The organism is Aedoeadaptatus coli (assembly GCF_900343085.1).
GTDB lineage: Bacteria > Bacillota > Clostridia > Tissierellales > Peptoniphilaceae > Aedoeadaptatus > Aedoeadaptatus coli.
Window position 1 is genome coordinate 1 of record NZ_OPYI01000007.1, and the last position, 24773, is coordinate 24773.

Annotated in this window: 26 protein-coding genes; all 26 read right to left on the reverse strand. The window is 50.5% G+C overall.

What is annotated here, in order from left to right; translation table 11 throughout:
- Positions 1–586: transposase (locus tag DG046_RS04635; protein WP_199909583.1), on the reverse strand; the 586-nt coding region annotated here is incomplete at its 3' end.
- Positions 587–722: 136 nt separating this feature from the next.
- Positions 723–1139, reverse strand: a complete 417-nt coding sequence (locus DG046_RS04640; RefSeq protein WP_108831390.1) for a SoxR reducing system RseC family protein — start codon at positions 1137–1139, stop codon at positions 723–725.
- A gap of 4 nt (positions 1140–1143) precedes the next feature.
- On the reverse strand, positions 1144–2922 hold the full coding sequence (gene aspS, locus DG046_RS04645) for an aspartate--tRNA ligase (RefSeq protein ID WP_108831391.1): 1779 nt from the start codon (positions 2920–2922) through the stop codon (positions 1144–1146).
- 8 nt (positions 2923–2930) lie between these two features.
- Positions 2931–4463: a Mur ligase family protein gene (locus DG046_RS04650; protein WP_108831392.1), complete on the reverse strand. Its 1533-nt coding sequence runs from the start codon at positions 4461–4463 to the stop codon at positions 2931–2933.
- Positions 4460–5839, reverse strand: coding sequence for a coproporphyrinogen dehydrogenase HemZ (hemZ, locus tag DG046_RS04655; protein ID WP_108831393.1), 1380 nt, complete (start codon positions 5837–5839; stop codon positions 4460–4462). Before hemZ ends, DG046_RS04650 begins: the two co-directional genes overlap by 4 nt.
- A complete protein-coding gene (locus DG046_RS04660) occupies positions 5836–6456 on the reverse strand; it encodes an MBL fold metallo-hydrolase (RefSeq protein ID WP_108831394.1) in 621 nt (206 codons plus the stop codon). Before DG046_RS04660 ends, hemZ begins: the two co-directional genes overlap by 4 nt.
- Entirely contained in the window at positions 6456–6905 is a 450-nt protein-coding gene (gene dtd / locus DG046_RS04665; RefSeq protein ID WP_108831395.1) for a D-aminoacyl-tRNA deacylase, read from the reverse strand. Before dtd ends, DG046_RS04660 begins: the two co-directional genes overlap by 1 nt.
- A 9-nt stretch (positions 6906–6914) precedes the next feature.
- Positions 6915–9074 carry a RelA/SpoT family protein gene (locus DG046_RS04670; protein WP_108831396.1) on the reverse strand — a complete coding sequence of 720 codons (2160 nt, stop codon included), beginning with the start codon at positions 9072–9074 and terminating at the stop codon, positions 6915–6917.
- Between the two features lie 4 nt (positions 9075–9078).
- Positions 9079–10794 (reverse strand): single-stranded-DNA-specific exonuclease RecJ, encoded by a 1716-nt coding sequence (gene recJ / locus DG046_RS04675; protein ID WP_108831397.1) that lies wholly within the window; start codon positions 10792–10794, stop codon positions 9079–9081.
- Positions 10791–12149, reverse strand: a complete 1359-nt coding sequence (gene scfB, locus DG046_RS04680; RefSeq protein ID WP_108831398.1) for a thioether cross-link-forming SCIFF peptide maturase — start codon at positions 12147–12149, stop codon at positions 10791–10793. Before scfB ends, recJ begins: the two co-directional genes overlap by 4 nt.
- Positions 12150–12193: 44 nt before the next feature.
- Positions 12194–12340, reverse strand: a complete 147-nt coding sequence (gene scfA / locus DG046_RS04685) for a six-cysteine ranthipeptide SCIFF (protein WP_077075141.1) — start codon at positions 12338–12340, stop codon at positions 12194–12196.
- A gap of 9 nt (positions 12341–12349) precedes the next feature.
- On the reverse strand, positions 12350–12703 hold the full coding sequence (gene yajC, locus DG046_RS04690) for a preprotein translocase subunit YajC (RefSeq protein ID WP_199909584.1): 354 nt from the start codon (positions 12701–12703) through the stop codon (positions 12350–12352).
- 13 nt (positions 12704–12716) lie between these two features.
- Positions 12717–13835 (reverse strand): tRNA guanosine(34) transglycosylase Tgt, encoded by a 1119-nt coding sequence (gene tgt / locus DG046_RS04695; RefSeq protein ID WP_108831399.1) that lies wholly within the window; start codon positions 13833–13835, stop codon positions 12717–12719.
- The gene (queA, locus tag DG046_RS04700) at positions 13832–14863 is read right to left on the reverse strand and encodes a tRNA preQ1(34) S-adenosylmethionine ribosyltransferase-isomerase QueA (RefSeq protein WP_108831400.1); all 1032 of its coding nucleotides are present in this window, start codon (positions 14861–14863) and stop codon (positions 13832–13834) included. The genes tgt and queA overlap by 4 nt, the downstream gene beginning before the upstream one ends.
- A 10-nt stretch (positions 14864–14873) precedes the next feature.
- Positions 14874–16103 carry a SpoIID/LytB domain-containing protein gene (locus DG046_RS04705; protein ID WP_108831401.1) on the reverse strand — a complete coding sequence of 410 codons (1230 nt, stop codon included), beginning with the start codon at positions 16101–16103 and terminating at the stop codon, positions 14874–14876.
- A complete protein-coding gene (ruvB, locus tag DG046_RS04710) occupies positions 16100–17110 on the reverse strand; it encodes a Holliday junction branch migration DNA helicase RuvB (RefSeq protein WP_108831402.1) in 1011 nt (336 codons plus the stop codon). The genes DG046_RS04705 and ruvB overlap by 4 nt, the downstream gene beginning before the upstream one ends.
- A gap of 9 nt (positions 17111–17119) precedes the next feature.
- A complete protein-coding gene (ruvA, locus tag DG046_RS04715) occupies positions 17120–17710 on the reverse strand; it encodes a Holliday junction branch migration protein RuvA (protein ID WP_108831403.1) in 591 nt (196 codons plus the stop codon).
- Positions 17711–17717: 7 nt separating this feature from the next.
- Positions 17718–18212, reverse strand: coding sequence for a crossover junction endodeoxyribonuclease RuvC (ruvC, locus tag DG046_RS04720; protein ID WP_108831404.1), 495 nt, complete (start codon positions 18210–18212; stop codon positions 17718–17720).
- A gap of 38 nt (positions 18213–18250) precedes the next feature.
- Positions 18251–19009: a hypothetical protein gene (locus DG046_RS04725; RefSeq protein WP_108831405.1), complete on the reverse strand. Its 759-nt coding sequence runs from the start codon at positions 19007–19009 to the stop codon at positions 18251–18253.
- Positions 19010–19067: 58 nt separating this feature from the next.
- Complete coding sequence (gene asnA, locus DG046_RS04730; protein WP_108831406.1) at positions 19068–20066, reverse strand: aspartate--ammonia ligase; 999 nt, start codon at positions 20064–20066, stop codon at positions 19068–19070.
- A gap of 222 nt (positions 20067–20288) precedes the next feature.
- Complete coding sequence (locus DG046_RS04735; protein WP_108831407.1) at positions 20289–20924, reverse strand: zinc dependent phospholipase C family protein; 636 nt, start codon at positions 20922–20924, stop codon at positions 20289–20291.
- A 67-nt stretch (positions 20925–20991) separates the two neighbouring features.
- Entirely contained in the window at positions 20992–22662 is a 1671-nt protein-coding gene (locus tag DG046_RS04740; RefSeq protein WP_108831408.1) for a glycosyl hydrolase family 18 protein, read from the reverse strand.
- A gap of 71 nt (positions 22663–22733) precedes the next feature.
- Positions 22734–23078 carry a 50S ribosomal protein L19 gene (gene rplS / locus DG046_RS04745; protein ID WP_108831409.1) on the reverse strand — a complete coding sequence of 115 codons (345 nt, stop codon included), beginning with the start codon at positions 23076–23078 and terminating at the stop codon, positions 22734–22736.
- On the reverse strand, positions 23065–23814 hold the full coding sequence (trmD, locus tag DG046_RS04750) for a tRNA (guanosine(37)-N1)-methyltransferase TrmD (protein ID WP_108831410.1): 750 nt from the start codon (positions 23812–23814) through the stop codon (positions 23065–23067). Before trmD ends, rplS begins: the two co-directional genes overlap by 14 nt.
- Positions 23811–24311, reverse strand: coding sequence for a ribosome maturation factor RimM (gene rimM / locus DG046_RS04755; protein WP_108831411.1), 501 nt, complete (start codon positions 24309–24311; stop codon positions 23811–23813). The genes trmD and rimM overlap by 4 nt, the downstream gene beginning before the upstream one ends.
- Entirely contained in the window at positions 24295–24534 is a 240-nt protein-coding gene (locus tag DG046_RS04760) for a KH domain-containing protein (protein ID WP_108831412.1), read from the reverse strand. Before DG046_RS04760 ends, rimM begins: the two co-directional genes overlap by 17 nt.
- Between the last annotated feature and the right edge of the window lie 239 nt (positions 24535–24773).

Here is a 24773-nt window from a genome sequence, read left to right on the forward strand (position 1 = left end):
TCGGTGGTTTGAGGTCGTCTTTTCCGTGTGCGTTTCGATCGTCGGCAATTTCTTTTTCCAGTTGTTGTTGGTAGCTTCGCACGTGTTTCTTCACTGTGGCTTTTTTGTTTTTGTGGCGATTGGCATGGGCTTTGACGTGGGTGGCATCGACGAATTGGAGGCGTGTGTCGACGAAGCCTTGGTCCATGGCTTGTTGAAGGATGTTGGTGAAGATGGACTCAAAGAGGTCGGTGTCTTGAAAACGCCGACGGTAGTTTTGCCCAAAGGTGGTGAAGTGGGGGATTTTATCGTAGAAGTCGAGTCCCAAGAACCAACGATAGGCCAGGTTGACTTCGACTTCTTTGATGGTTTGGCGCATGCTGCGAATGCCATAAAGGTGTTGGATAAAGACGAGTTTAATGAGAACCACGGGGTCGATGCTGGGTCGGCCGTTGTCTAAGCAATAAAGGTCTTCCACCAGGTCATAGATGAAGTCGAAGTCCACGTAACGGTCAATTTTTCGCAAAAGATGATCTGCCGGCACGAGTTGGTCCAGAGCGATCATTTGAATTTGTTCTACTTTTTTCTTGTCTTCTTTGTGCAGCATAGCAACCTCCTTTTTCTCTATTTTACTATAATTGAAGCGAATGCTGTTTGATGACACAAAAAAAGGAAGGGTGAATCGGATGATTCTCCCTCCTTTGTCATCACTCTGATCCATGCCTCGCGGCATGGATTTTTGTTTAAAGAATTCGGACCATTTTCGGTCGGGCTTCATTGGCGTGTTTCTTGTCGACGGTTCGCAGGATAAAGTAGCTGACGACGAGAGAAAGGGCGCCGAAAATAAAGATATAGAGATCCCTTCTCTCCATGGCATCGGGGAGGATAAGCTGCCCCAGGCCGATGGCCAGTAAAAAGGCGATCAAGGGAATGCCGTAGAGTTTGTAAATGGAGTGGAGCACGAAATTGTCGTTGACGTACAATTCCACGCTGTCCCCTTCTTCGGCATTTAATTCGTTGGGAACGGAAATAAACTCCGACTTCGATTCACAGGCCGAGCTCTCGCAGACCGCACAGGCGGAGCCGCAAGCGCCCTTTCTGCTTACTTCCATATAGGCGAATCCGTTTTTTACGGATAGAATGTGTCCGATTTGGATCATAAGATCACTCCTCTATAACGCGAATGTGAACTTCCTCTAATTGTTTTTCAGGCAAGGCCACCGGCGCGCCGGTGAGCAAATCGCTGGCGGATTGGGTCTTCGGGAAGGCGATGACATGGCGCATGTTCTTTTCGCCGGTTAAAAGCATGATTAAGCGGTCGAGACCGTAGGCCAAGCCTCCGTGCGGCGGCGCGCCGTAGCGGAAGGCCTCGATGAGGAAGCCGAACTTTTCTTCAGCTTCTTCCGCGGTGAATCCCAAAGCCTTGAACATGCGGGATTGAATCTCGCTGTCGTGGATACGAATGGATCCGCCGCCCATTTCATCGCCGTTAATGACGATGTCGTAGGCTTTTGCACGGCAGGCGCCGGGATCGGATTCCAGCTTATCTAAGTCTTCGTCCATGGGCGATGTGAAGGGATGGTGCATGGCCACGTAGCGGCCTTCTTCCTCGTCGTATTCAAACAAGGGGAATTCCACGATCCACAAAGGTGCGATGACATCTTCGGGGATCATGCCCATTTCATCGGCAATGTGGTTTCTCAAATTACCCAGAGCGGCGTAGACCGTGGCATTTTTATCGGCCACGAAAAGCACCAAATCGCCGGCTTTGGCTTCGAGTTTTTCCAGGATTTTATCCATGCTTTCCTCGCCGATGAATTTTAAAATCGGCGATTGAATTTCGTCTTCTTTTACCTTGGCCCATGCCAGACCCTTGGCTTTGAAGTCTTTCACAAAAGCTTCCAGCTTGTCGATCTTCTTGCGGGAATAGGCTTCGGCGCCGCCTTCTACGACGATGGCGCGAACGCTGCCGCCGCTTTCCACGGCGGAGGTAAATACCTTAAAGCCGCAGTCCTTTACTAAATCGGAGACGTCTTTTAATTCCATGCCGAAGCGCACGTCGGGCTTGTCCACGCCGTAGCGATCCATGGCCTCTTGATAGGTCATGCGATCGAAGGGAACGGCCAAGTCTTTGCCCAGAACTTCTTTAAAGAGCATCTTTAAATACCGTTCGTTGACTTCGATGACATCTTCCGCTTCCACAAAGCTCAGTTCCATGTCGATTTGCGTAAATTCCGGTTGACGGTTGAAGCGCAAATCTTCGTCCCTGAAGCAGCGGGCGATTTGAATGTAGCGATCAAAGCCTGCCACCATGAGCAATTGCTTCATAAGTTGCGGCGATTGAGGCAGGGCATAAAACTCCCCGTCGTGAATGCGGCTGGGCACCAAATAGTCCCGCGCCCCTTCCGGCGTGGGCTTATTTAACATAGGCGTTTCAACTTCCACAAAGCCTTCGCTGTCGAAGAAGTCCCGCGTTAATTTATATACCCGAGAACGGGTGCGTAAAATCGACTGACTGCGGGGTTTTCTCAAGTCCAGAGCACGGTATTTTAGGCGCAAATCATCGGAAACATCGTCGTCGTCTTTGACGTAAATCGGCGGGACGTCGGATTCGGATAAGATCTTTAATTCCGAAGCCAACACTTCGATCTTGCCGGTGGGAATATTTTCGTTAATGGAGCTCCTCATGCGAACGGCGCCTACGACGGCGACGCAAAATTCCGAGCGAAGCTTCGTCGCCTTTTCGAAAATGGCTTCGTCCGTGTCCCCGTCGAATACCACTTGCACAATCCCCGTGTAATCGCGAAGATCGGCAAAGACAATGGACCCGAGATTTCTGGATTTTTGCACCCAGCCCATAAACGTTACGGATTCACCGATCTGTTCTTCTCTTAAATTTCCACAAAAATGACTGCGTTTTAATCCGCCTAATGCTTCTCCCATGATGCCTCCTAGCAAATTCTGTTTTCTATTTTCTTCATCCAATAGGATTTCTCGTCGCCTGTTGATTTTTCGGCCAAGGCTTCCCACACGTATTTGGCGCCGTGATCCATGCCTTGGCAACCGGCCAGTAAAAAGACGTCCTTTTCACCGACCTTACTCCATACCCCGTCGATGGCGCTTTTTAAATCGTCCATCACAGGCACGTCGTAGCCGGCATCGGCCATGACTTCTTTAAAGGCGGCCAATTCCGCATCCGTCACCTCGTCCTTTTTCGTGACCACTTCCTCGCTCCTGGTGGCGACAAAGGTCTTGAGGGGAAGCTTGTGCATCCACTTGACCATTTCCAGCGCATTGTCCCGATTTAATTCGGCCCCTCTTCCGCCTCGTACGGCGTAGAGAAGGTGGAGGTCCTTGTATTCCATGTGACACAAGGTTTCCAGGGTGACGGCGATGTTTTTTTCATTGGCAAAGTGATCATCCAGGATCATATACTCTTTATTATAGATCAATTCGAAGCGTCTTTCGACCCCGGAAAAATTTTGCATGGCCTTTTGAATGACCGCGCCGTCCACGCCTTCCAATAAGCCGTAAGTAATGGCGATCATGGCGTTTAATACGGAGTGGTAACCGGCTACTTCCAATTGAATGGGAAGCACCATGGGCTCCAGGGACCAACGGTCGCTGTGATGGGCCCGGCGCACGACGTAATTAAATTTCGCAAAGCCCGTGGACAAATCAATGGCCTCGATGCCAATGGATGCGTCTTTTTCGATGCCCGCCGAAAACACGTCGCCTTTTGTCTTTTCAATTAACCCTTCGATAAGGGGCGCGTCGATATTCAGGATGACCGCCGTCTTCTCGTCGGCATGACGAATCAAGCGGCTCTTGTAGTGAAAGTAGTTTTCAAAGGTGCCGTGTTGCTCCAAGTGTTCCACGGAAATATTGTTGAAGCTTACGATGTCGTAGTCGATGCCCCTGCTTCTGTATAGTTCCTGCGCGGAAGAGGACACTTCCATGACCACCACTTCCACGCCGGCATCGGCCATGTCGCGCAAGTGCTTTTGCAGATGAATGCTCTCGGGTGTCGTTAAAATCGAGGGAATGGACACGTCTTTGTACTGCACTTCCACCGTGCCGACGACGCCGACCTCATAGCCCGCTTCTTTAAATATGTCGCGAATCATATAGGCCGTGGAGGTCTTGCCGTTTGTGGCCGTGACACCGAACACTTTCATTTCCTTCGACGGATGATCGTAAAATGTGCAGGCCAAGTCGGCCAGGGCGATTCGCGGATTTTTTACCAAAATCTGCGGTATATCGTCGTCGGTGAAGTGATCGACCACGGCCAGTGCGGCGCCCTTTTCTTTGGCTTTTTGAATGTAATCGTGGCCGTCGGCCAAGACGCCCTTCATGGCGACGAAAATATCTCCTTCGCCGATTTCTCTCGAGTCGTTGGAAATGTGTTCGACGATGTGATCCTCGTCGATGACGCCTTTTTTATCAATGATTTCTATGGCGTCTAAGAGTTTTTTTAATATCATAGTACGTCTCCCAAATACTTCGCCTTCTTCTTAAGCACCTCGCTGAAGCGGTCGGTGTAGTCCCGCATGTTTCTGAAATTTGAAAATTTTCGAATGGTATTTCCCCGGGCATCCACCAATTTCGTCGTTGCGGACATGCCCACGCCGACGACGGTATGGATTTCTTCCATCATGACCATATTGTAGATGGATTCCGTGCCCTCTTTTGCGTAGCCGATATTTGCGCCGTTGCCCAGAATCCGCTTCTGCCGATACAGGTAGTAGGGATGGTAGCCCTTCTCTTCCAAAAATCCCATGGCGTAGCTTTCCATGGAGCGCGTGTTTTTTACAAAAACGCTGTTGTTTTCAAAAAGCTTCGAACCGTTTTTCAAAGACAACATGTGGACGGTAATATTCTCCGGCGCGAGAGCGCAGAGCTTATTTAATGTATAGTCCACATCGTCTACGGTTTCGTCGGCGAGACCTAAGATCATGTCCATATTCACCTGAAGATCGGTCCTCTCCCGCACCAATTTGTAGGCCTTTAAAATATCTTCGGCGCTGTGCGGCCTTTTTACCGCCTTCAGCGTTCGATCCACCATGGTCTGTGGATTGATGCTGATCCTCGTCACGGGATAGTCGCGGATCATGTCCACCAATTCCGTCGTAATGGTTTTGGGCCTGCCGGCTTCCAAAGTAAATTCCTTCGGCGTCAAATGGCGAAGCTCCTGAAAAATTTTCTCCAGATCCGCCACGGGAATGGACGTGGGAGTGCCGCCGCCGATGTAGACGGTCTCCGGTGAAGTGCCCATTTTATTAAGCACAAAGGACAGCTCCTTTAAGAGATAATCCATGTAAATTCGCACGGCCTCTTTGTTGTCGCTGCCGATGGTGGGATAGCTGCAGTATTCGCAGCGCGTCGGACAAAAGGGAATGTGAATGTACAAAGAGTAGCCCCGGCCCCAATTGTCGCCGATCAAGGCGCTTTCTCGCTTCGCAATGCGCATCAGTAAAGATGCCACGTCGGGATCAATAAGGTAATCCTTCGTCAAAAGCTCCATTACGCCGGCGTCGCCTAATTCGCGCCGATGCTTTTGCAAAAATTTAATGGGTCGGGTTCCGGTCAAGCTTCCCCACAAAGAGGGCTCTTTGTTCGGATGATCCACTTCTGATGCAATCCAGGCGCTGATCTTTCGCTTCAACTCATATTCATCTGTGCCGCTAAAGGTGTTCTCGTATTGATCGTCGTCGATCATTAAAGTTACGTGTTTATTTTCAGCTGTCGTGTCGATAATTAAAAACAGCTCGCCGGATGTCTCGTAAGCAGGAAAATAGATTCGAAGCAGCTCGTAAAATGTGTGCAGCTCCGAATCTGTGCCGTTAACTATTCGAATCATAAAATCTGCCGCATAAAGGGATTCATGCGTTTTTCCGTGCCGATGGTCGTGGCAAATCCGTGTCCGGAAAGCACCTTTAAGTCCTCATCCAATTTCGATAGTTTGACGAGGGATTCCATAATGGCCGCCACGTCGCCGCCGGGAAAATCCGTGCGGCCGATGGAGCCTTGGAACAGGGTGTCGCCGGTGAAAAGCGTATCGCCGTATAGGTAGCAGACGCCCCCCGGCGTGTGGCCCGGCGTAAAGAGAACCTTCACATCGCCTGCTTTGAACGAAATAACGTCCCCGTCTTGTAAGAGAACGTCGGGATTTTTGTTCGGGAGCTCGCCGCCGAGCATGGCGACAAACTGAGGCGATTGACTCAGGAAGTTGTCCAATTCATCTTTATGCATATAAACCTTCACGCCCAAGGCGTCGCGCACTTTATTTAATGCGGAAATGTGATCCCCGTGGCCGTGGGTGAGTAAAATGCCTTCGATATTTAAACCTAAATTTTTGACGTGGGCGAGGATCTTTTCAGCTTCCGCGCCGGGATCGATGATAAATCCGTTTTTGTCGTCATCGTAGACGATGTAACAATTCGTCGTACCGCCGACTAAGAGCGTATCAATTGCCATTAAAATCTCCTTTCGCTGTCGATTAAGATGGTTACCGGCCCGTCCGCCACCATGTCGATGGCCATGTCCGCACCGAAGACGCCGCGGGCGACTTTATGGCCCTTGGATTCGATGTAGGCGATCAGATCTTCGTACATGGGCTCCGAAATTTCGCCTTTCGCCGCCCGAATGTAGCTGGGGCGATTGCCTTTTTTCGCGTCACCGTAAAGGGTAAACTGGCTGACCACCATGATTTCGTTCTGGCTGTCGCCCACATTGACATTCATCACGCCGTTTTCGTCGTTGAAGACGCGCAGACCCACGATTTTGTTGCCGATGTATTCCATGTCTTTTTTCGTGTCGGAATCCGTGACGCCGACCAAGACCATAAGGCCTCCGCCGATGGAAGAGACTTCTTCCCCGCCGACGGACAGGCTGGCTCGTTTTACCCGTTGAATAACTGCTCGCATACTTCCTCCTTAACCGCTTACCCGATAAGCTTCATAGACATTTTCCACGCGCTCTAATTTTTTCAACAATCGTTCCAATTCGTCGATGTGATGAATGCGAACCACCGTGCGAATAATCAAATTGTGGTCCTTGTCCTCTCTGGCGGAGAGGTTTTGAATGTCCAGTCGGGCGTCGTGAATTCGATTGGCGATGTCGGCCAAGACATTGTTCTTGCTTGCGGCGCGGATTTCAATTTCCGCACTGTACATTTCCTTTTCGTCGATTTCCCAACGCACGGGAATGAGGCGATCTTCGTTCATATTGTTTTTCAGATTAATGCAGTCGGAACGGTGAATGCTCACGCCGCGGCCCATGGTAATAAATCCCACAATCTCATCCCCCGGAACCGGCGTACAGCATTTAGCGATGCGCACCTTCACATTGTCGATGCCCTTCACCACGATACCCCCGGCGTTTCGGTGGTTCTTCGACTCTTCATGCACGGCAATGTCTTCCACGGTCATGTTTTCCGCCATGGCTTTGCGTTTTTCTTCCTTGGCGTATTCCTCAAGCTTCGCCGTCACTTGGCGCACGCTCATGCTTCCGTAGCCGACTTGGGAATAGAGGTCGTTTAAATTGTCGAACTTCAGCCGTTGGCGCACGTCCTCCATCCAATCGTCGCGAACAAATTCCGACGGCCGGTAGCCCAGGCGCTTGGCCTCCTGCTCGATCATGGCCCGGCCCTTTTCGATGTTTTTGTCCCGGTCCTTGACTTTGAAATACTGTTTTATTTTCGTGCGGGCCTGGGGACTGGCGACGATGGAAAGCCAATCCAAAGACGGCTCGGAATTTTTATTGGTAATGACTTCGACGATTTCGCCGTTTTTTAATTTGTGGCTCAAAGAAACGATGCGGCCGTTGATTTTCGCGCCGACACAGGTGTTCCCAACAGCCGTGTGTACCCGATAGGCAAAGTCGATAGGTGTGGAATTATCGGGCAGGTTAATGACGTCGCCGTTCGGTGTGAAGACGAATACCTCATCGGCAAAAAAGTCCACCTTCAGCGTTTCCATAAACTCGTTCGGGTCTTTTAAATCCTTTTGCCATTCCAGCAGCTGTCTGAGCCAGGTCAGGTTTTCGTCGAAGGATGTGGATTTCTTCGCCCCTTCTTTGTACTTCCAGTGGGCGGCGATCCCGTATTCCGCCGTCTTGTGCATTTCCCAGGTACGAATTTGCACTTCGAAGGTTTCGCCGTTGTCGTCGATAACCGTCGTGTGTAACGATTGGTACTTGTTCTGCTTCGGCATGGAGATGTAATCCTTGAACCGGCCTGGAATGGGCTTGTACATCGTGTGTACCACGCCCAAGGCCCCGTAGCAATCCTTGACGTCGTCGACGAGGATGCGGATGGCCTGCAGATCGTAGATCTCTTCGAAGGTCTTTCCCTTCTTCATCATCTTTTTATAGATGCTGTAAAAATTTTTCGGTCGACCGTTAATGTCCGCGGCGATGCCCATGCGCTTCAACTGCTTGGAAATATCGTCGATTAAGGATTGAATCAAAGCTTCCCGCTCGCTCCTGCGGCGGTTCACCATATCCACTAGATTGTAATAATTTTCGGGATCCAGGTAGCGCAGTGACAAGTCTTCCAATTCGCTTTTGACGCGGCTCATCCCCAAACGATCCGCCAGGGGCGCATAGATTTCGATGGTCTCCAGCGCCTTGTCGTGCTTTTTCTCCGGCGTCATGTATTCCAAGGTGCGCATATTGTGCAGGCGGTCGGCGAATTTTACGATGACCACGCGAATGTCTTTCGCCATGGCCAGGACCATCTTGCGAATATTTTCCGCCTGCTTTTCCTGTTTGGTCTGGTAAGAAAGCATTTTTAATTTCGTCACGCCTTCGACCAAAATGGCGACTTCTTCGCCGAACCGCTCCTTTACATCCTCGTAGGTGACCTCCGTATCCTCGATCGTATCGTGCAAAAGGCCCGCGATGATCGTGGGAACGTCCATGTTCATTTCAGCTAAAATGAGCGCAACATTGAAGGGGTGAACGATGTAATCCTCCCCTGAATTGCGCTTTTGGCCTTCGTGATGTTTTTCGGCATAGTCGTAGGCTTCGCGAACTTTATCTACATCGGCCTCAGGGTTGTAAGACAAGATTTTTTCAATCAATTGTTCAATCATATAATCACCGTTTAGATCGTCTTAAGTCTTCGATTTGAAATTGAAGCGTATTTCTGTTATTAAATGTGTCGATGGCGGGCACATAGGCCATGTCGATGCACAGGCTGCCGTCCGGTGCCTTCGCCTCATTGGCAAAGGCCAGAAAATCCTCCGCCGGCATAAAGAGAATGCCGTCGTAGCGCGCCTGATTGTAGAACAGCTCCAATTTAATTACATTCCTATTCTTACCTAAAATTCGGTATTGTGAAACATAGACCCCGGTTGCGCCGAAAAGCGGTTTGGGATTTCCGTTTCCGAAAGGCTTCAGGCGATTCAATCGCTCCACAGTTTCAGCACTCACCTTGTCGAGCTGCATAATCGTATCCAGACGCACACGAGGCACCAAATCTCTGGGATCCAAATCGCTTTTTTCGATGGCATCGAGCTTAAAGGCGATAAACTGATCTTTTCTCAAGCTTAAGCCGCAGGCCATGGCGTGGCCGCCGAAGGAGGTAAGGTATTTTTCGCTCTTTCGGATCTGCTCCACCATATTATAAGCGTCGATGCTTCTACCCGATCCCTTCAGGCCGTCTTTGCCCGAGGTAAGCACGATGCAGGGGCGATGGTATTTTCCCTTAATGCGCCCGGCGATAATGCCGGCGATGGACTCGTCGATGGTTTCATCTTTTAAAATGTAAATGGGCTGCACCCTTTCCTTGGGACTGGTCAATTGTTTTTCCAAACGAGCCAGGCCTTCGGTGGTTAAATCTTGGCGCTTTTTGTTTAGCTCGCGCAAATAAGAGGCGGTCTCTTCAGCAAAGGCTTCGTCTTCCGTTAAAAACAATTCCACCCCGTCGGCGGCCGTATCCAAGCGCCCTGCCGCATTGATGGTGGGGCCGATGATGAAACCTAAATGGTAGGCGCCGATTTCCCCCTTGATCTTCGCCGCTTCCCTTAAGGCGTTAAAGCCTATGTTATCCGTTTGATTTAATCGGGCGAGGCCGCAAGTGACCAGATCTCTGTTTTCGCCCATTAGCTCCATGACATCGCACACCGTGGCCAGGGCGGCAAAACCGATCAGGTCTTCATCCATGGTCTCGATTTTTCCCGAAATCGTATAGAGATAGTTAATAAAATAATAGGCCAAGGCGCCGCCGCACAAGCCTTTGAAAGGATAGCTACAATCTTCCTGATGGGGATTGATTATGGCGTCGGCTTCCGGCAAGACTTCCTCGCCTTCCCGCCACACCACTTGATGGTGGTCGATGACGATGACCTTCAGGCCAAGGGCCTTCGCTTTTTCAATGGCTTCAAACTGCGCAATGCCGTTGTCGCAGGTGATGATCATCTCCACGCCGTCGGTCAGGGCTTCATCGGCCATAAAGGGCTTCATTCCGTAGCCGTCTTCCCGGCGATGGGGCAGGCGGTAGTCCACATCGTAGCCGAGACCGCCCAGGCCTTTCATAAGAATCGTCGTGCTCATGACGCCGTCACAGTCGTAATCGCCGATGATGCGGATTTTTCCCTTGACGCTTTGAACGAGATTGCCCGCTTTCACCATGTCTTTTAATGCGATGGGCGAATGGATGTGATCCATCGAAGGGTGCAAGTAGTTTTGAATCTTTTCTTTCGTGTCCACGCCGCGATTCACCAGAATGCGAAACTCCCATTCCTGCAGGCCCAATGCGCGAAAGTCGATGGATTCTTTCGGTTGTTCGTTTTTAATAGACCAGTATTTCATTCTTCACTCTGCTCATTGGCATAGACACTGAGGGCGCATTCCAGGCGCTTGCGCTCCATTTGGCAACCGATGTCGAAGGGCTCGTAAATGTCGCCGTTGTTGTGGTAAGCGTTGGCGTGGCAACCGCCGCTGCAAAAATACTTGGCCCAGCAATCGGTGCAGGCCTCTTTATGAAAGACGTCGGCCTTGTGGAAATGATTCTGTAGCTCTTTATTGACGATGCCTTCGTCTACATTTCCCAGGAGGAAATCTTCCTCGCCGACAAATTGATGGCAGGGATAAATATCCCCTGTCGGCGTTACGGCCACGTATTCGCTTCCCGCGCCGCAGCCGATGCTCTTTTTGTAGGCGCAGGGGCCGCCGGAAAGATCGATCATGTAGTGGAAAAAGAGGAAATCGGGATCCTCTTTTCGAATGCGCAAATAGTCTTCGCTGAGTTTTTCGTACTCTTTCAGGATTTGATCCAGATGCTCTTCGCGAATGGCGTATTCTTCGTTGGGATCGGTGACCACAGGCTCCATGGAGGTCTTTTCAAAGCCCAAATCGTGGAACAACATGACGTCTTTCGAAAAGTCTAAATTGTGATTGGTAAAAGTGCCGCGAATGTAGTAATCCTTATCTCCCCGCGAGGCGATTAATTTTTGAAAATTCGGGACGATGGTGTCGTAGCTGCCTTTTTTATTGACCGTGGGACGCATGGCGTCGTTGATTTCCTTGCGGCCGTCGATGGACAGGACCACATTGGCCATTTCCCGGTTTAAATACTCAATATTTTCATCGTTCAGCAAAAGGCCGTTGGTCGTCATGGTGAAGCGGAAATTCTTTCCGTAGGCTTTCTCCCGTTCTCTGCCGTAGCTGACCAGCTCTTTTACCACATCGAAATTCATCATGGGTTCGCCGCCGAAAAAGTCGACTTCTAAATTGCGGCGGTTTCCGGAGTTTTCCAAAAGAAAATCCAAGGCTTTTTTCCCGGTCTCGAGATCCATGACCATGCGCTCGCCGTGGAAATCCCCCTGAGAGGCGAAACAGTAGGCGCAGCGCAAATTACAGTCGTGGGAGACGTGAAGGCACATGGCTTTAATGTGGCAATCCGGATTAAAGCCGCTTAAATCCACCGGCGTGTCCTCAGAATAGAGCAGGCCCTCTTCAATAAGGTAATCCAGCTCATCGTAGCCCTGTGCCACCTCACGGGGATCGTAGCGACCTGTGTATTTTTCCACCATGGCCTCTTTCGACAAATCCAACATGTCTGCGGCCATGTCGAAAATCATGGGATCCACCACGTGCACCGCGCCCGATGCCACGTCCAGTAATATATGCTTGCCATTTCCTTGAAAACGATGAATTTTACGCACAAATTTCCCCTTCTAAAAGAAAAAGGTGTGGGAATCCCACAACCTTATCTATCCTTATTTTCGCACTTTTGATTGCCGACGGTACAAGAGGTCTTGCAGGCCGATTGGCAAGAGGTTTGACATTCGCCGCAGCCGGCTTTTTCTAAACCTTTACGCAGTGAACGTTTCGTCAGTGTTTTTATGTATTTCATAAAATGCTCCTATTCTTCCTCTTCGTCTTCTTCTTTTTCAGCTTTCCGTCCCGACGGTTTCAAGACATTCTTAACCGCCCATTTCATAATTTCCAGGCGCGTCTTCATGCCCGTGGATTCGATGACGATCACATCGGCCTTCACCTGCACGATCTTTCCGACGATGCCGCCATAGGTATAGATAACGTCGCCGACGGCCAGATTCTCCATCATTTCCGCCGCTTCTTTTTCCTTCTTTTTATTCGGACGAATAATACCGAAGTAAAAGATGGCGATCATTAAAACGACAGAGATAAGTGTAGGGACCATTGAATTTCCCCCACCGATCGCTCCCAGCGGGAAAAGACCATCTCCAAATTCCATACATACCTCCTATCTATTTCTTATTATTATAACCATATTTTCCGTAAAAGTCATCTTTATATTGAAGGAAGTTGTCCTCTTCAATGGACTTTCTTATATTGTCCATGAGATTTAAGAGAAAATACAGATTGTGATAACTGGCCAGGTGCATGCCGAGAATTTCATTGGCTTTAAACAAATGGCGAATATAGGCTCTGGAGTAATTTCGGCAGACGTAGCAGTCGCATTCCTCGTCCAAGGGCCGGAAATCGTGGGCGTATTGGGCGTTTTTTATGACAAGCTTGCCGTGGCTTGTCATGCAAGTGCCCTTTCTCGCGTTACGCGTGGGAAGGACACAGTCCGCCATGTCGATGCCCCTTTCCACGGCCTCAAAGAGAAAATCCGGTGTCCCGACGCCCATAAGGTAGCGGGGCTTGTCTTTCGGCATAAAGTCCGTGGTATGGTCCAGAACGTCGCACATGGTTTCGATGGGCTCGCCGACGGAAAGCCCACCCACGGCGTAGCCGGGAAAATCCATGGCCACCAATTGCTCGGCGCTTCGTCTCCGAAGGTCCTTGTACATGCCCCCTTGGATGATGCCGAAGAGGTTTTGCCCCGGCTTGTCGTCGTGGTAGATCTTGCAGCGCTCGGCCCAGCGACTTGTGCGCTCGGCGGAGTGCATGATGTAATCTCTCGATGCGGGATAGGGCGCGCATTCGTCGAAGGCCATAATAATGTCCGATCCCAAAATGTGCTGGATCTCGATGGATTTTTCCGGAGAGAGGAATTGCTTCGATCCGTCGATGTGGCTGCGGAAAGTGACGCCTTCTTCCGTGATTTTTCGCCTGTGAGATAAACTGAAGACCTGAAAGCCGCCGCTGTCCGTCAAGATCGGGCCGTCCCAATGCATAAATTTATGCAGGCCGCCGGCCTCTTGAATGATCTCCGTGCCCGGGCGCAGGAACAAATGGTAGGTGTTCGACAAAATGATTTGCGCGCGGATTTCACGCAAATCTTCCGGTGTCATGGTCTTAACCGTGGCCTGGGTGCCCACGGGCATAAAGATCGGCGTTTGTATTGTTCCGTGATCGGTTTCGATGATGCCCCGCCGCGCCTTCGTGTTCGAAGATTCATGGGTTAGTGTAAACTTCATGATTCTCTCTTTTCTATAAACATGGCGTCGCCGAAACTGAAAAAGCGGTAGCCTTCTTTCACGGCGTGGCCATAGGCTTTCAGTATGGCGTCTTTTCCGTAAAAAGCCGAGACCAGCATAATCAAGGTGGATTCCGGCAAGTGGAAATTCGTCACGATGGCGTCGACGATCTTAAATTCGTAGCCGGGGTAGATAAAAATCGACGTGTTGTCGGAATCGGCACAGATCTTGCCGTTTTTTTGCATGCAGCTTTCCAAGGTGCGAATGGAGGTGGTGCCCACGGCGATGACTCTGCCGCCGTTTTTCTTGGCGCGATTGATGGCCTCCGCCGCCTTCTCGTCGATTTTGTAATACTCGCTGTGCATTTCGTGGGCTTCCACCTCGTCGGTCTTTACCGGACGGAAGGTTCCGAGGCCCACGTGGAGGGTGATCTCCGCGATTTCCGTGCCCTGTGCGCGAATGGCATCCAAAAGCTCATTTGTGAAATGCAGACCCGCCGTCGGCGCCGCAGCGGAGCCTTCGTATTTGGCGTAGACCGTTTGGTAACGATCCTTGTCCTTTAATTTTTCGTGAATGTAGGGCGGCAGGGGCATTTCCCCGAGGCGTTCCAAAATTTCAATGAACACGCCTTGGAAGGAGAATCGAATGTGGCGCAAGCCGTCTTCCGTCACCGCTTCCACTTTTCCCGTGAGGCCCTCGCCGAATTCGATGGTGCCGCTGACTTTCATCTTTTTGCCCGGGCGCACCATGCACTGCCAAAGATCCTTTTCGATTTCTTTTACGAGAAGCACTTCGATATGCTCCTCTTTTCCCGGACGATGGCCGTAGATCCTGGCGGGAAGAACTTTCGTATTATTGATCACCAGCACATCTTCGGGGCGAATGAATCGAAGGATGTCTTTAAAGGTTAAATCTTCCACTTCGCCATTTGCCATGGCGTGCAAGAGCCTGGATTCGTCGCGCTTATCCGCCGGGTGTTGGGCGATTAATTCTTCGGGAAGATCGTAGTAAAACTCGCTTGTTTTCATGCTGTCCTTTCTATCGTAATTCCGTGCCGGGATAGTAAAAGCTCAAAATCGCTCTGTAATCCTTGCCGGCCTTGGCCATTTCAATGGCGCCGTATTGGCTGAGGCCCACGCCGTGGCCGTAGCCTGTGCCCTTTAATGTAATCGAGCCTCGAATGGGCATGACATCGTTATACGTCGCCGTTTGTGCACTTGCGCTCTCCAAGCCATTGGCGCGGATCACCGAATCGGCGTTACCTGTGCGGATGCCTGCGGCGGAAATAATTCGGACCTTTGCATAGGGCCTGATTCCCGTCGAGGTGATCACCGTCAACGGTTTTTCAACCCCGCGGGACCTCGCTTCCGTGCCAAAGTTTGCGCTCTTTACCTTAATGGGGCCTAATTTCATGCGGAATTGATTGCCCGTCACGACTTCTCGTCCCGAGGTACCCACCACGGCCATGGATTTAATGCGCCCTGTGGAGGAGCGCTCCGAGACTTCCAAAGAAGTAGGTTCTCCCACAGAGGGAAAGGCCCGGCGAATGTCGGCGGATGAGAGCGTCGCCTCCCAAGTGGCGTGGCGCGTATTCAGGGAATAAGGATCTTTTATAGCCTTTAAGTAAGGAGAGGGATTGCCGCCCCATACTTCTTCGATGGCTTCCGTTTCGCCGCCGCTGGTGGCGTGAAAAATCGTATTGGCCACTTCGCCTTGGTAGTAAAGAATTTGGTCCTTGGTCTCCGCCACGGCCCGGTCGGTCATGGGCGACTCGACGCTCATGCCTGCGTAAGCTTGGGAGGCGCTGGAATCGTCTAAATTATAGCCGTACTTGGCAAATTTGTTCCAGTTGGCGTAGGCAAAGCTTCTGGAGACTACGGCCTGAACCTTTAATGCTTCGATGGGCGTGGTGGTGCCGATTTCTTTCGGCAAGACGCCGCGAATGTAGTCGTCTACATCGACGATGTTCACCGATTTCAACTGACCGCCCGACTTCACAAAGCGCACACTTCCCCGGTAGGGCTTCCCGCCGATTGAAATGTAGCCGGCGGTGGAAGAAAATACATCGGTCTCCGATACATTGGATGCCGTGGCATTAAAGCTGCTTCCCACGGGGCTGCCGTTTTTCATTAAACCGCCGTCGGTAGAAAGAGTGATGGAAGAGGAAGTGGGGCCTACTTTAACGTGAATGGGCTCCGATTGCGCGAACACCGGCGCGCCCATTACGAGTACGGCGACAAAGGCCAGTAAACTAAGTAATTTTCTCATGACTCGTCCTTTCTGTAAGGAATGCCTAAATGATCGTAGGCCCGTTTCGTGGCCATGCGGCCCCGAGGCGTTCGTTGAATAAAATTTATTTGAAGCAAATAGGGCTCGTAGACGTCTTCGATGGTAATGCGCTCCTCGCCGATGGTGGCGGCAATGGTGTCGATCCCCACAGGCCGACCTTCGTAGTCTAAGATCATGGTCCTCAAGATTTTTCGGTCCAAATCATCCAGTCCGTAATCGTCCACGTCTAAAAGCCGCAGGCCTTCTTTCGCCACATCCTCGTCGATTAATCCGTTTCGCTTCACTTCCGCAAAATCGCGAATCCGCTTCAACAGGCGATTGGCGATTCGAGGCGTGCCTCTGCTCCTTTTAGCGATTTCCATGGCGCCGGAGGTGCTCAAAGGAATATTTAAAATCTCCGATGAGCGCAGTAAAATGGTCTTTAAGCTCTCCACGTCGTAAAGCTCAAGGTTTAAGAGCACGCCGAAGCGGTCCCTTAAAGGCGAAGCCAGCTGACCGGAGCGGGTGGTGGCGCCGATTAATGTAAAGTGATTGAGGTCCAGACGCAGGGACCTCGCCGAAGGGCCCTTGCCCACGATGATATCCAAGGCAAAGTCTTCCATTGCCGGGTAGAGAATTTCTTCCACGGTGCGGGGAATGCGGTGGATTTCGTCGATAAAGAGCACGTCGTTTTCATCTAAATTGGTCAAAATACTGGCCAAATCTCCCGGCCGCTCGATGGCAGGCCCCGAAGTCACCCGCATGTTGACGTGCATTTCGTTGGCGATAATATTGGCCAGGGTGGTCTTGCCGAGCCCCGGCGGTCCGCTCAACAGGGCGTGGTCCAGGGATTCGTCGCGGCGCCTGGCCGCCTCAATGAAAATTTCCAGCTTTTCCTTCGCCTTGTCCTGGCCGATGTATTCCGAAAGAAATTTCGGACGAAGGGCCGTTTCCAGGCGTTCTTCCTGAGGCAACACGGTTTTTGAAACTAATCGTTCCTCTTCCATAGGCCCTCCTTACCCCTTCATGGCGAGACGCCTAAGCGCCGCTTTTAACAAAACTTCCACATCGTCGCTATCGATGCCTTGAATCGCCGCCTTCGCTTCATTGGTGGCGTAGCCGAGCCCTTCAAGGGCGTCCATGGCCTCTTGCACGGCACCCTGCGCAGAAACGGGCGCAATATCACCTCGAGGCGCCGCCACGCTCAGCCCCTTCACTTTGTCTTTAAGCTCCAAGAGCAAACGCTCCGCCGTCTTCTTTCCGATGCCCGGCGCTTCCGTTAATGATTTCGCGTCGCCGTTTTGAATGAAATAAATCACATCGTCGGCGGAAAATCGACCGAAAATACCCATGGCCACTTTCGGGCCCACGCCGGTGACGCCGATTAACAGGAGAAACAATTCCCTGTCCTTCTCGTCTAAAAAGCCGAAGAGGGAAAATCCGTCGTCTTTTACTTGCAGATACGTATAAATCGTCGCGCGATCCCCTTCGTCGATTCGTCCGAGATCGGATCCGGGGAGATAGACCAAAAGGCCGAATCCTCCCGTTTCCACGACGACGCTATCTAATTTCTTTTCTAAAATCATGCCGCCTATGCGATCGATCATATGCCACCTACTTCAATTCAAAATGTGCTTTGCTCTTCGCCGAATGGATATGGGTGATGGCGATGGCCAACCCGTCGGCGGCATCGTCGGGCTTGGGAATGTCTTTTAAATGCAAAAACATCTTCACCATTTCCTGTACCTGATGCTTCTCCGCCCGCCCGTAACCGACCACGGCCTGCTTAATCTGAAGGGGCGTGTACTCGTAAATCGGCAGGCCCATTTCCATGCAAGTCAATATTTCCACGCCCCGGGCCTGAGCCACGGAAATGGCCGTGGTAATATTCTTATTAAAAAACAGCTCCTCCATGGCCACCTCGTCGGGGCAGGTATCTTCGATGATTTTTTTCAGTTCCACGTGAAGCTGAAACAGGCGTTTCGGATAATCCGTCTTGCTTGCCGTTTCAATGGTGCCGTACTCCACGGCACAGAGGCGATTGCCCTCCACGTCGATAATACCATAGCCCATGGTGGCGAGGCCCGGATCGATTCCCAAAACTCTCATAAAACTCCTTAAAAAAAGGGCCCCTCAGAGCCCTTCGATTACGGACGATATCTTCTTAAAACCGAATCGTTGATGCCGCACCAGTAGGCCGACAAATAGATTCTGAGTCCGTCTCGGTATAAAAAATTCTTTAATTTGCGATTTAAACCGACCAGCTCTTCCCGGGTCAATACGTAGTCCGACTCGCGATACAACTTTTTCGGGCTTTGAAAATCCATTTGCAATTGCCGGTCCACATAGTGGTTTAGGGTCAACACTTTGCGTTTTAGTACCGCTTTCGAAAACCGACGGGCCTGTTCCTGAATGGGCGCGCCGCCTCCGATGGAGCACATGTGCCGATTAATGGCCTCCTTGCGGAAGCGCCGCACATCCTCAAATTCCACATCGTAGTGGAACAGCACCTTTCGCTCAAAGAGATGGCACAGGTCGATGTGCCTGAGGGCGATGACCTCCAGTTCGTTGGCCTCCGATGCCGCACTGTAACCGCATTTGTAGCCGGCCAAATACATGACGAGCTCAAAACGATTAATGTCGTCGTAAATCGCGTCGGTCAGGCTGTTTGCAAAGAGGGCGCGATTTTCTTTACGCCGCAGAAAGGACAAAATATCCTTCTTAAGATTTTTCATCGAGACGTAGGAAGGAAAGATGTTGTGGATCTTCTCTTCCAGGTCATACAAATTTAAAAGGAGTTGCATGGCCGAGCTGTCCGCTCCATACAAAAACTTCTGTGTGAGCTTCGCTTTCATGTCGACGAAATTTAACGTCTTGTCATTCAGTTGCGCGTTTTGTACGGACATGCCTTTCCTCCTTATTGTGCTTTATTTTATCATAAAGCACGAGAGAATTCACGGCCTTTTAAAGCACATCTTCTCCCCGGAGTTTCGATTCCAGGAGAAAATCCTCGGGCCATACGGACGCTTGCACCTCGGCGATGGACTTCTTTTCCAAAAAGAACATGCAGATTCGCGATTGACCGATGCCGCCGCCCACGGTATAGGGGAGCTCCCCGTCCAAGAGATCCTTGTGGTACTTCATCTTCAGGCGATCCGTTTCGCCGGCCACTTCCAATTGGCGCATTAAGCTTTCTTCGTCCACGCGAATGCCCATGGAGGAAAGCTCGATCACCGAATCCGTCGTGGGATTGTAGAATAAAATGTCCCCGTTTAAATCCCAATCGTCGTAGTCCGGGCTACGGCCGTCGTGGGGTGCGCCGCCTGCAAGTTCTTTTCCGATGCCTTGTAAAAACACCGCTTTTTTCTCGCGGCAAATAGCGTACTCCCGGTCCTTCGGGCTCAGATCCGGATACTTGTCCTCCAATTCCTGTGCCGTCATAAAGTAAATGGATGAGGGCAATTTTCTCGAGAGAATATTGGGGTAGACGCTGTTAATGTAGGTCTCCGTGCGTAGAAAAACCGAATAGATTTCCGAAACGATAAAATGCAAATAGGCGTCGGTGCGATCTTCCTTGCGGATCACTTTTTCCCAATCCCATTGGTCGACGTAAATGGAATGGATGGCGTCCAGCTCTTCGTCGGGGCGTATGGCGTTCATGTCCGTATAGAGGCCTTCGTAATAGTCGAAGCCGTAGGCCTTCAGGGCGTTGCGCTTCCATTTCGCCAAGGACTGCACGATTTCCACGTCGATGTCGTATTTGCGCAGTTTGAACGATACGGCCTTTTCCACGCCGCTTAAATTGTCGTTTAAGCCCGTTTCCGGACGCACAAACAAAGGCGCCGAGACGCGGGTCAAGTTTAATGTATTCGCCAAATCCCTCTCAAAATAGTCTTTTAAACTTTTAATGGCGATTTGCGTTTCTTTGATTGTAAATTTTGTCGCTTCAGAATTGTTTCTCATCTTTTCTCCTTCAATACAAAAAGCGAATTCTTCATCAAACGGACGAAAAATTCGCTATGCCACCTGTTCGAGTACTTCATACTCTATTACAAAATAACGGGTAAAACCGTCTGCCCTTTTGAGAGCAGAGCCTCCGAGATGTTTTCCGCAGGGACCTATAAGCATCTTTCACCGACATGCCTCGCTGAATATAAGCCGTCCTACTTCCCTTCTCTTCAAAGGTTATGCCATTTGAACTTGTCCGGCCTTCTGATAGCTTAAGGCCGCTTCGCAAACTACATTTGATATAAACACATTGACGATATAGGCGAAATTCGCATCGTTTCTGAATGTGATGGTTTCTTTTTTATAAAGCTCGATCAAGGCCGCGATCTGCTCTTTTACATAGACGCGAAGATCATCCTTGTCGCCTTGGAAGCTGCCCATTTCCATGTTGGAAATAGAGTCCCGATCGACGCCGTGTTTTTTTACGTGGCGGTTCAGATCTTTTTCGTAAAGCATATGGGATTTCATATCTTTCATGGAAGTGCAGCGAATGCGGCGAGCATGGGGATGGGTCATGTAGTCGCACAGATAGTGGCTGATGACGCCGATCTTGTAGCTGACAGGAAGATTTAATAAACCTTTCCACGCCGTGTCATTGGCCAGCTCCGACATATAGGGAACCAAGGCCACAATTTTTTCGACGACGTAATCGATGCTTTCATCATAGTAATGGGGAATAAATTTATACTTGGGATACACATCCGGCGCAATGGATCCGCGCAACATTTTCGATTCATCCAAAATAATGCCGTAATCCTCTATGATGCGATCTCGCACCTCACCGGCGATAATGCGATGTGTTTCAGGTACCATGAACACTCCTTTGTCTTTATTCCGTCTTCCTCTGCCATTATATCAAAATTTCCGAAATATGCAATTTCTATTGATAGGGATAGCGGTATTTACTGAATTGATCCGCCATGGCACCCCACACATCGGGTGTCTCGAATCCGAGACGCCAGGAAGAAATCCCCGCCAAATTGTATTTGCGCATCAAAGACACCTTCCAGCTGACGGATTCCGCGTTTTCGATCCAAATCTTTTCGCTCTTTCCGTTCACGCTCTGCTCGATGGTGTACTGCTTCGCCTCATCGTCCCACGTAGGATTTAAACCATGGGCCGTGACGTAATCGGCTGTGGTTTTCATGCCCACGGCACTGGATGTAAGCCCCTTATCTCCTTCTTTCCACAGACGGGCATAGAAGGGAACGGAGAGAATGAATTTTTCCGGCGGAATATCTTTTAGGCTGAGATTGATATTGCCTTCCACCCATTTGTATTCTGCGACGGATCCGGCTTTTTCGGAGCTTCCCCAGTGTTGGTCGTAAGCCATTAAGACCACGTAGTCGCAGATCTCGGCCAAGGCCTTTCTGTCATAAAGCTCGTTTTCCACATTTTTTGAAATTTGCGGCGTGACACAGACAGAAACCAAAAGGTTTGCCGCCCGGGCCTCTTCGGCCACTTCTCTGACAAAGGTTGTTAAGGCATCGCGATCTTCCACTTTGATGTTTTCAAAGTCGATGTTAATGCCCTTCATGCCGTAGGCTTTTGCAAAATTGATATAGGTGGATACAGCCCTTTTCCGCGCCTCTTCATTTTGCAGGAATTGATGGGTCAGCTCGGGATCGAAACTGTTGTCCAGATAGGCCCAGGTGGCCACGCCTAATTTGGCGTAATTTTCGACGTAGCGAATATCGCCGCGGTCGCGAATGTCTCCTTGGGCATTTTCCACGGAAAACCACGTGGGAATCACCACGTCCAAACCGTCGATTTTCTTGATACCCGCAATGACTTCGTCCTTCACTTGGGCGTAGGTGTAATCGTAGGTAATATTCAGAGGCTTTTTAACGGCTGATTGCAGCACGAGGCCGCTGTCCGCCGTGTATTCGCCGCCGTCGAGGGTTTCAACCTGCAAATTATCTTCGCGAATCCACCCAAGGTAGCCGTCTTGTTCTCTGACGCGATACCAATCGCCTTTTTTGCCGTAAACCCTAAGCTTGGCATCGGCCTTCAAGGTGGCGACAATGGGCGAATCCGTGGTGCCGGATTCACGTAAATTCACGCCGTCTCCAGCCAGTGTGCCGACCGCGTGTTTTTTCATGCGATTGTCCATGACCAGGACATTTTTGTCCTTTTCGTAATTCATGGCAATGGGATAATCGTGAACGAAGGCTTCCACCGGAATAAAGATTTGATCGTCCTTTTTCACGAGGGGATCTCTTAAGCCGATTTTGCCGCCGTTTACCGTGGCTTCCTTGCTGTCTAAAGGCAAGACTTTTTCGCCGCTCTTGTTGTTGAAGACGACGGCAGCTTTTGCTTCGTCGTAGTGTGCCGTATCGTCCAGGTATTTTTGCACGCCTTCAAGGGACATGTAGTACTGACCGTCTTCGCGCATGGAAAATTTTGCCGGCACGAGTTGATCTTCGTAGATAATGTGGAAGGTTTTGTACGTTTCAGAGTATTGATTGTTGCCGCCCGCTTTATTTAAAACGGTGTAGCCGCCAAATAATACGCCGGCAAGAACCAATAGCAATATAAGTAGTTTTTTCATGGTACCTGCTACTTTCTTAAACAGGAAAAGATTTTAAAAGAATAGGCACTGCAAAAGCAATGCCTAAACAATTAAAACTTCTTTTCTTTAACTTTGGCCGCTTTACCTTGGCGATCGCGTAAGTAGTAAAGTTTTGCACGACGAACTTTACCGCGCTTTAATACCTTGATTTCGGCGATTCTCGGAGAGTGTACCGGGAATGTTCTTTCGACGCCGACACCATAGGAAAGACGTCTGACGGTAAAGGTTTCGTTAATGCCGCCGCCTTGACGTTTGATAACGGTGCCTTCGAAGGCTTGGATTCTTTCTCTGGAACCTTCGATGATGCGGTAGTTTACTTGTACGGTGTCGCCTGCTTTAAATTCAGGCACATTGTCTTTTAATTGCGCTTGTTCAATGGATTTAATGATGTCCATGCTTTTCCCCCTCTTGTTTTTCTTTAAGAGCTTTTATGAAACTCTTGTCCGTCTCCGAAAGCGCCGCTGTCTCTAACAGATCGGGCCTACGTTCGTAGGTCACTTTCAGAGCTTCTCTTCTTCTATATTCTTCGATCTTTCGGTGATTGCCGCTCATAAGCACGTCGGGTACGCAGTAGCCCCTGAAATTATAGGGCCTGGTGTAGTGCCCGTGTTCCAAAAGGCCTTGGCTGTGGGATTCTTCCACGGCCGAATCTTCGTTACTAAGGACGCCCGGAACCAGTCGACTGACGCCGTCGATTAAGACCATGCTCCCCAGCTCCCCGCCGGAAAGGACGTAATCACCGATGGAAATCTCTTCGTCGATGTAGTGATCCAACACCCGCTGATCGATGCCTTCGTAATGGCCGTTGACCAAAACGAGGTGCTCTTTCTTTGCCAGTTCTTCCAGCTTCGATTGCGTCAAGACCTTGCCTCGCGGCGATAAATGGATGACGTGACCGTCCCAACCGCGTTTTTTTAATATGGCATCGGCAACCGGCTGAGCCTGTAAAACCATGCCCGGTCCGCCGCCGTAGCTGTAATCGTCCACATTGTTGTGTTTGTCCGTGGTGTAATCCCGGATATTGACGCAGTCCAGGCGAATCAAGCCCTTATCCACGGCTCGCCCGATGACGGAATAACCCTTCATGGATTCCACGAATTCCGGAAATAAAGTCAGTACGGTAAATCTCATGGAAGCATCCCCTCGATGGGCTCGACGACGATGCCGCCCGTATCGACCGAACGAACAAAGGCTTTGACAAACGGGATAAGCACCTCGCCTTTTTCCGTGTCGATCACTAAAATATCGTTGCCGTGTTGGGTCATCACATCGGTAAGTTTGCCGATTACATCGCCTGAGGGCGTCGATACGGTCAGGCCGATTAAGTCGTCGATAAAAAACTGGTCTTTTTCAAGGGGCTTGCGATCGTCGAAAGGAATGAATAATTTCTTTTTCAAAATTCCTTCCGCCGCGTTTCGCGTATCCACACCCTGAATTTTTACAAGGGCCATGTTTTTTTGAACCGACGCCGACTCGACGGCCCGAAGCTCGTCGTCCCCTTCGATGTAGACGCGCTGAATCGTGTGGAATCGATCCGGCGAATCCGTATAGGGATAGACCTTCACCATGCCGCGAATGCCGTGGGCCGATGTGATTAATCCGACGAGGACTTTATCCTTCTTTGGCATCGAAATCCACCGAGACCATTACTTGTTCTTTCGTTCCCACCGCTTTGGCGATGCTGCGAATGGAGCGGGCGATCTTTCCTTGACGTCCGATGACGCGCCCCATGTCGTCGGGATTCAGATACACTTGGATGTGGACCTCGTCGCCGTCTCTGGTTTCGATCACTTCGACGGACTCGGGATCCATGACGAGCTTCGAGACGATGTAGTGAATTAACGCTTCCATGGTCTCACCTCCTGGTTCGAACCTTATGCTTCTTCAGCAACTTCTTCCGCTTCAGCTTCTTCTGCGACTTCTTCTTCGCCTTCAGCTTCTTCCGCTTCAGCTTCGGCAGCTTCTGCTTCAGCTTCAGCTGCGGCTGCGGCTTTGGCTTCTTCCGCTTCTTTGGCTTTCTTTTCTTTTGCTTCTTCGTCTAAGCGATCCAATTCAGCTTCTCTTTCGGCCCGTGCCTTGCGTTCGGCGGC